General features: G+C 63.6%; 6 protein-coding genes and 1 pseudogene. 1 reads left to right on the forward strand and 6 read right to left on the reverse strand.

Annotation, left to right across the window (positions count from 1 at the left end; translation table 11 throughout):
- On the forward strand, positions 1 to 616 hold a 616-nt coding region (locus tag ACN0Q0_RS17030), incomplete at its 5' end, for a recombinase family protein (protein WP_417244431.1).
- Here the strand turns inward: ACN0Q0_RS17030 and ACN0Q0_RS17035 are convergent.
- From ACN0Q0_RS17035 to ACN0Q0_RS17060, 6 genes and pseudogenes are all read right to left on the reverse strand, one after another.
- Entirely contained in the window at positions 586 to 1,395 is an 810-nt protein-coding gene (locus ACN0Q0_RS17035; protein WP_343501825.1) for an IS3 family transposase, read from the reverse strand. The two genes, ACN0Q0_RS17030 and ACN0Q0_RS17035, sit on opposite strands and share 31 nt — an antisense overlap.
- Complete coding sequence (locus ACN0Q0_RS17040) at positions 1,392 to 1,709, reverse strand: DUF1153 domain-containing protein (RefSeq protein ID WP_343501824.1); 318 nt, start codon at positions 1,707 to 1,709, stop codon at positions 1,392 to 1,394. Before ACN0Q0_RS17040 ends, ACN0Q0_RS17035 begins: the two co-directional genes overlap by 4 nt.
- 290 nt (positions 1,710 to 1,999) lie before the next feature.
- A complete protein-coding gene (locus ACN0Q0_RS17045) occupies positions 2,000 to 2,800 on the reverse strand; it encodes an endonuclease/exonuclease/phosphatase family protein (protein ID WP_343501823.1) in 801 nt (266 codons plus the stop codon).
- Positions 2,801 to 2,825: 25 nt separating this feature from the next.
- Positions 2,826 to 3,140: pseudogene (locus tag ACN0Q0_RS17050) on the reverse strand (tyrosine-type recombinase/integrase); the annotation flags it as partial.
- A 142-nt stretch (positions 3,141 to 3,282) separates the two neighbouring features.
- Positions 3,283 to 6,333: an efflux RND transporter permease subunit gene (locus tag ACN0Q0_RS17055; protein WP_343501822.1), complete on the reverse strand. Its 3,051-nt coding sequence runs from the start codon at positions 6,331 to 6,333 to the stop codon at positions 3,283 to 3,285.
- 4 nt (positions 6,334 to 6,337) lie between these two features.
- The coding region (locus ACN0Q0_RS17060) for an efflux RND transporter periplasmic adaptor subunit (protein ID WP_417244432.1) at positions 6,338 to 7,544 on the reverse strand (1,207 nt) is incomplete at its 5' end.

The raw sequence follows: 7,544 nt of genomic DNA on the forward strand, positions 1-7,544 counted from the left end.
CCCTTGTCTTCGACAAGGTGGCAGCGCCCGGCAGGCCCTGCTCTGGTTCCTGGAGCACGGGCTGGACCTGCCCGCAAGACACGCCAATGGCGACGTGATCTGGCGCAGGCCAACCTATGCCACCATCCACCGCATGATCGAGAACCCGGTCTACGGCGGCGCCTACGCCTATGGTAAGACCCGAGTTGTGCCGAGACACGGCGCGGCCGTTCCGCGAACCGGCAGCCGCCGCAAACCGCGCGCTGAATGGCTGGCGCTGAAGCCCGGCGCACACGAAGGTTATATCAGTTGGGACGGGCAGAGGCGATCCGCGCGAGGGTCAGCGACAACACCCCCACGAGCCGGCACCGTCGTGCTGGAAGCACGCCTTCGGCGTGACGGGGCGCCCAAGCACGGCCATGCCCTGCTCGGCGTCACGACGAAGACACTCAGACTCGCCGCCGAAGCCGGCAGCATCGAGGACGTTCATCCGTTACCGGACGGTCCGTGGATCTTCGCCCGCGCGGAACTCGGCAAACCGCCAGCCCAGCAACTCACCCAGCGCGCCCGGCAGAACCCCAAATACCCCACCGCATCGCACCCAGATCAGCAAAACCTATTTAATTCAGAGGCATAGAGAGATGGGCGCAATGAAGCAGGATTGTAGAAGGCGATCCAGTCACCGATGACGCGCATCGCGTGTTGGATGTTTTCGAAGCGGTGGCGATGCACGCACTGCTCCTTCAGCGTCCGGACGAAGCGCTCGACCATGCCGTTCTGCTGCGGGCAGTGCGGGGTGATGAACTCCTGCTTGAGCCCGTAGCTGCGGACAATGGCCGTGACGTGGTGGCTGGTGAAAACCAAGCCATTGTCTGACCTCAGCAGGAACTCCTCCTCGACCCGGCCCAGTGTGCCGAACCTCGCGATCAGCGCATGCTCGAGGGCGGCGCTGGCGGTCTTGGCTTTGCCGGACTTCGACATGTGCCAGCCCAGCAACTCGCGGGTGTGGCAGTCGATCACCAGGGCCAGCGAGGCCCAGCCGTCCTTGCCGGTCCAGATGCGGGCGAGATCGGTCGACCACCTCTCGTTCGGCCCAGCTGCGACAGACAGAACAGCCTCGATGCGGGGCCGCCTGCCCACGGCGCGCTTGCGAACCTGCCAGCCGGTGATCTGGAAGATCCTCTGCGCCGTGTTCTTGTTGAAGCCCAAGAGCCACGCCACGGTCCGATAGCCGAAGGACGGCTCCTCCTCGATCATCTTCTTAACCGGCTCAGCAAAGCGGGGATCGACCTTCGGCGCGGCTTTCACCGGCTTGTAGTAGACCGTGCGCCGGGGAATGCCGAACCACGTGCAGAGCTTGGCGATCGACACTGCGACGCCCTCCGCCAAGAGGCCCTGCTGGATGCGACGGATCAAGTCCCGTCCTGCGCATCCAGCAGGGCCTGAAGCTTTTTTCGGGCCCGCAGCTCCAGCAGGGCCTCGCCATAGGCTTCCTGCAGGTCCCGGAGCTGCTTCTCGTATTGCTTACGGATGTCGAGCGGGTTGGCGCGCAGGGAATTCTCCATACCCCGCTTCGCGTCTTCGACCCAGCCCTCGATCTCGGAGGGCGCCAGGTCAAAGGACCGGCGCGCCGCCGACACGGTCGTCTTGCCCTGGATGATCTCGATCACCAGGGCTGTCTTCCGTTTCGCCGTCCAACGCTTGATGCTGTCGTCCATGGTCATACTCATTGCTACGTTCTCCCTTGCAGCATGAGCAGGTTTTCACTGGGTCGATACACAACTCCGCTGCCTGACCCCGAAGCCAGCTTGATCCAGGGCGGCGAAAGGGGGCACGCGCCACCTTGCGGCAAGCGCCGAAGCGGAACGACCCAGCCGCTGGGAATAGCGGGACAGAGGATGGCGATCACAGGGCCGCTTCACGCTGCCGATCCCCTCCGCCCGGCCAAATTCAGTGAAAAATCGAGATGCCCTTTCCCGACATTCCGCAACTTTGAGGGAAAGGCCGTTCCTGAACGACGCTAGACATCGAGGATGATCGGACAGTGGTCCGAGACTTCAGTATCGTAGATGACGTCAAAACTCCTTACGGCATCTTGGTTGTCGATCAGCATGTAGTCGGCGAAGCGGCCTGGCTTCTTGTAGTGCGAGTTGCGAGTCCCGCTGAATCCGTAGGTCGTCACGAGTTCAACCATTCCGGCATCGGCGAGGATCGAAAGCGTTTCGCTGTTCGGCTCAACGTTGAAATCGCCACAGATCACCTTCAGGTCGCCAGGCTCTGCCAATTGGCTTGAGAGATCACGCAGTCTATGTGCCTGTTCGGCACGTTCGGGCGTGTCCATTTTTCCTGCCAAGTCGCGCAGCCCATGCATGTGTGTGACGCTCAAGGCTCTGTCCGCTTCGTAGTCCCACACACGCACGCCATGGGCGTTTCGGGAGCGTGGGTGCTCGCCAAAGCCGACAGGAGAGTAATCCTTGTGAACGAAGCCTTGGACCTGTCCGATGATCGGGAAAGAGCGATGCACAAAGGTCGCCAAGCCCCATTGCGAAGGGATCGGAATTTCCCCGTCCCACAGGACTCCTTGCGCCGCTGGACAGAAGTAAGCAACGTGATTTGGCAGCGCCGTGGTGACGTCGCGAAAGAGGTTTGCGCGTTGAGGCAGGATATGATCGCCGTCGCGATAGGTCAGCCAATCCTTTCCGGACGAGGGGCTATGGATGACCTCTTGGAGGCAAAGAATATCGGGCGTAATTGCGGCCAGATAGGGCAGCATCGCTTCATGGAGCTTGCCGCCCCAACCGTTCAAACACATGATTTTCATGAGCCATGACCTTTCGCCAAGGGTATCAAATGTCGACCGCCTCCGCGAGGCTCAGAGCCTCGTCGAGTTCGCCGTCCAGGTACCGGACCGTACTGTCCACCTCGGTGGGACCGAGCAGGAGCTGGACCGCGCAGAGATTGCCAGTTTTTCGGTAGACTTGTACCGCCTTGGTGCGCCTCAACGAGTGCGTGACGTAGCCGCTCGGCTCGAGACCGATGGCCGTCACCCACTCTCGGACGAGCCGCGTGTATTGTCGCGTCGAAATGTGCGGTCTGGCATGAAACCGGCGCGGGAACAGGAAGGCGCAGCCGATCATCGCCGGCCGATTCACCCAAGCCGAGATCGAACCCGCGCTGTCACCGCGGACTGCAGCACATCATCGGCACGTGCCATTCACCGTCCTCCGGCTCAGTTCCGGGTGACTGGCCGCGCACCGGTCTCTCGCTGCCTGGCGCGCCGTTCCGATTGGACCCACGCGGCGCTCAGGCCGTTCCGACCTCTGCGGGTTTCACGGCAAAGAAGATGGCATAGAGCGTGGGGACGACCACCAGGGTCAGGATCGTGGCGAAGCTCAAGCCGCATATGATGACGACGGCCAGGGACCTGAAGAAGGGATCCCAGAGAAGCGGCACCACCCCCAGAACGGTGGTCAGCACGCCAAGCGACACGGGCCGCACGCGGCTGACCGCGGCATCGACGACCGCGGACATGCGCGCCTTGCCCTGCGCGATCTGTGAATCCGTTTCGTCGATCAGCACGATGGCGTTCTTGATGAGCATCCCAGTCAGCGACAGAATGCCGAGGATGGCCATGAATTCGAGAGGCGTCCGGCTGAGGGCGAGGCCGTAGATCACCCCGATCAGCGCCAGCGGCACCGCGAGCCAGATGATGAGCGTCTGGCGCCACGCGTTGAACAGGAACAGCACCACGATGAACATGGCGCCGAACCCGACGGGCATTGTCTTGGCGAGACCCGCGTTGGCTTTCTGGCTGTTGCCGTATTCGCCCTTCCACTCGAGGCTGTACCCCGGCGGAAGGGCAATCGCCTCGATCTTCGGGCGCACGGCGTCGAAAAGGTCGCCCGACCGGATGCCGGGCGCATTGTCGGACTGCGCGGTGATCGCCAGTTGGCGGTCGATCCGGCGCAGGCGTCCCGCCTCGAAGACGACATCGAACCGGTCCACCACCTGGCTGATCGGGATGTAGCCGCCCGTTGCCTGCGAGTAGACCTGGATGTCCCGCAACTCACCGACGTCGTCTCGTGCGGATGCCACTGGGCGCATCACGATATCGCGCAGCTCGTCGCGCTCGCGGTACTGGCCCAGGCGCGTCCCGATCAAGTGGCTGTAGGTCGCATTCGAAATCTCGGCCTGCGTCAGCCCGATGCGGCGGGCGCTCTCGATGTCGATGATCGGCCGCAGAACCTTTACCTGCTCGCGCCAGTCGTCCTTGACCGCGATCGCGCCGGCCTCCGACATGATCGCCTTGGCCTGGTCTGAAAGCTCACGCAGGATGGACGGTTCGGAGCCGAAGAAACGCGCTTCGATGCGCGAGCCACCGCCCGGGCCAAGCACGAATTTCCACACCTTGGACTTGGCGTTCGGGTAGGATTCATCGATATGCGCCTGAATTTCGCCGCGCAGCTCATCGATGACCCCATAATCTTTCACGTCCACCAGGATCTGGCCGTAGGACGGGTCGGCGTCCGCGGAATCGTAGATCAGCATGAATCTCTGGTGTCCGCTGCCCACCATGCTGTTGGTTCCCGTCACGCCGTCGAGGCCGCGCACGAAACCCGCGATCTCGCGCATGTCCGCCTCGGTGCGGGTGATGTCGGTCCCCTGCGGCAGGTAGTAGTCGATGACGAATTGCGGGCGTGTGGACGCCGGGAAGAACCCGGGCGGCACAAGGTTGAACATAGCGACCGCCGAAACGAAGAGCCCAACGATGCCCGCGACGGTCAGCCAGCGCACCCTGATGGCCTTGTCAAGGAGCGCGCGATAGCTCTGCAGCACAGCATTTTCCTTCGGCGCGTCGCCGGCTTTGCCAGGCTTGAGCAGCAGCGTGCAGAAATAGGGCGTTAACCAGATCGCCACCAGCCAGGAAAACAGCAGCGCGATGCCGATGGTCCAGAACAGCGAGCCGGCATATTCGCCGGTGTTGTCGGGTGAAAAACCTATGGGCGAGAAGGCCAGGATACCGACCACCGTTCCGCCCAGCAGCGGCCAGATCGTCTGCCGCACCACCGAGCGCGAGGCGGCGGCGACCTCTTCGCCGTGCTGCACGCGCACCAGCGTGCCTTCGACAACCACGATGGCATTGTCGACGAGCATCCCCAGCGCAATGATCAGGGCCCCCAGGGAAATGCGCTGCATGTCGAGCCCGAAGAGATACATGCCAAAGAGCGTGCCCGCGACGGTGACAAGCAGAATGCCCCCCATCAGGATACCGGATCGCACGCCCATGAAGACCAGCAGCGTGCCGACCACGATCGCCAGCGCCAGCCCGACGTTGACCACGAAGTCATCGACGGACTGCTTCACGCTCGCGCCCTGGTCCGAAATCGGCAGGACGTGGATGCCGATGGGGCGTTCACTTTCCAGCTCGGCAATGCGCGCCCGCACCGCATTGGCCATGTTCACCACGTTGCCGCCCCGGACGTTGGAAATGCCCATGCCAATGCCGGGTTGCCCGTCGCGGAACAGAAGCGTCTTCGCCGGCTCCTCCAGTCCACGCGTCACCGAGGCGATATCCCTGAGCCTGAAGGACGCGCCGCTCTCGGGGTTGGTGAGCATCAGGCTCTCGATGGCTTCGATGGAGTCCACCGCGCCTTCGGGCCGCAAGGCCAGACGCGTCGGACCGGCCAGGATGGAGCCGCCGGGTGTCACCAGGTTCTGCCCCTCCAGCAGGCGCTGGATCTGCGCGGGTGCGAGGCCGAGCGCGGTCAGCCGCGCCGGCGCATACTCAACGTAGATGACCTCCTTGCGGACGCCATTCAGCGAGACCTTCGAGACCCCGTCGACCGTGACCAGCTTGCGCTGCAGCTCCTTGGCGTATTCGTAGAGATCGGAAAGAGAAAAACCTTCCCCGACGATTGCGTAATATTGGGCGTAGACATCGCCATAGTCATCGTAGACCTGGCTGGGGTAGGCATCGGGCGGCAGCTGCGACTGGGCGTCCGAGATCTTTGCCCGCATCTGCGCGAATTTCTGATCGAGCTCCCGATAATTCGGTGTCGAGGCGATGGTGAATTCCACCGTTACCGTGCTGAGCCCCGGCGAGGAGACCGACCGGACCTCGTCCACGCCGGGCAATTGTTGAAGTGCACCCTCGATGACCTCGGTCACCTCTTCGACCACTTCTTCGGCCGAAGCCCCGGGATAAGGCGTGATGATCTGCGCCTGCCGGATCACGAACTCCGGATCCTCGAACCGAGGCAGCGCGGTATAGGCGAAATAACCGGCGAAGAGGATCAGCAGCGTGGCCACGGCCGAGATCAGCCGCTTCCGAAGAGCAAAGGATGCCAAATCCATGGCCCTAGTTCCCAACTTGGGTGATCGGGCGGACCGTCATTCCCTCAACGATGTCACCCACGCCCGCCGACACCACGCGCTCGCCGCCCAAGAGCCCCTCGGTCACCACCACATCCCCGCCGCTGGCTGCCCCTAGGGTCACGGCCCGTCGCGAGACCTTGCCCGCGTCATCCACCAGCCAGACGAGCGGATCGCCGTTCGGCGCCGCGGCGACGGCAGTCAGCGGGATCGTCACCTCTTCGCGCGCTCCCCCGATTGTGGCGCGGATATTGGCCACCATGCCGGGCAGGATGAGCGCGTCTTCGGGCACCGAGACGGCGGCGCGTCCGCGGTAGGTCTGCGTCGCGCTGTCCGCCTGAACCGAAAATTCGACCAGCTCCGCGGGAAATTGCTGTCCCGGGAGGGCGTCGAACGTGGCGATACTTCCGCCCGCTCCATCGCGGCGCGCCGTCAAAATCTTCACATCGGGGCCGGGGATATCGAACGCGAGGTGGACGACGCCGAGACTCTGGAGCAGCACGATCGGCTGCCCGGCCTGCACATTGGCAAAATTGTCGATGTCCCGCCGGGCGACGATCCCGTCGAAAGGCGCCCTGAGCGTTGCATCGTCGATCTTGTCTTGCGCGGTCTCGATCTGCACATCGATGCCCCGCAGCGTGGCCTCTGCCGCAGCGATTTCCTCGGGCCGTCCGCCAACCTCTCCGATCCGAAGCGACTCCTGCTGCGACTTCAAGCTGGCTTCGGCCACGCGCGCCTCGGCCTCCGCCGCTTCCAGTTGGGCACGCGTTGCGACCCCGCGCTCTTGAAGCTCGCGGGTCCGGTTCAGCACGTTGTTTGCGGCATCGACCTGGGCCCGGGCGGAGTCCACCGCGGCCTCCAGCGCGGCGATCTCTTCGACCCGTGCCCCGGACTTCAACGCGTCGAGCTCGGCTTGCGCCTGCGCCTTCTGGCTCTGCAACTGGCTCAGCTGGTTATCGAAATCCCGAGTCTGGATCTGGGCAATCGTATCCCCCTCGAAAACCTGCGACATCGCGCGCACCGGAAGCGCGATCACCTGCCCGGAAACTCTGAAGGACAATTCGACCTCCCGTGACGGCAGGACGAGCGCGGGATAGGACAGCGACACTTCCGCCGCTGTTTCCTGTGCCACGGTGACCTTCGCGGGGCGTGCATGGCTCTCCTGCGCCATGGCTCCGTCAGAAATTCCCGCG

The organism is Celeribacter sp., assembly GCF_048259695.1.
Classification (GTDB): domain Bacteria; phylum Pseudomonadota; class Alphaproteobacteria; order Rhodobacterales; family Rhodobacteraceae; genus Celeribacter.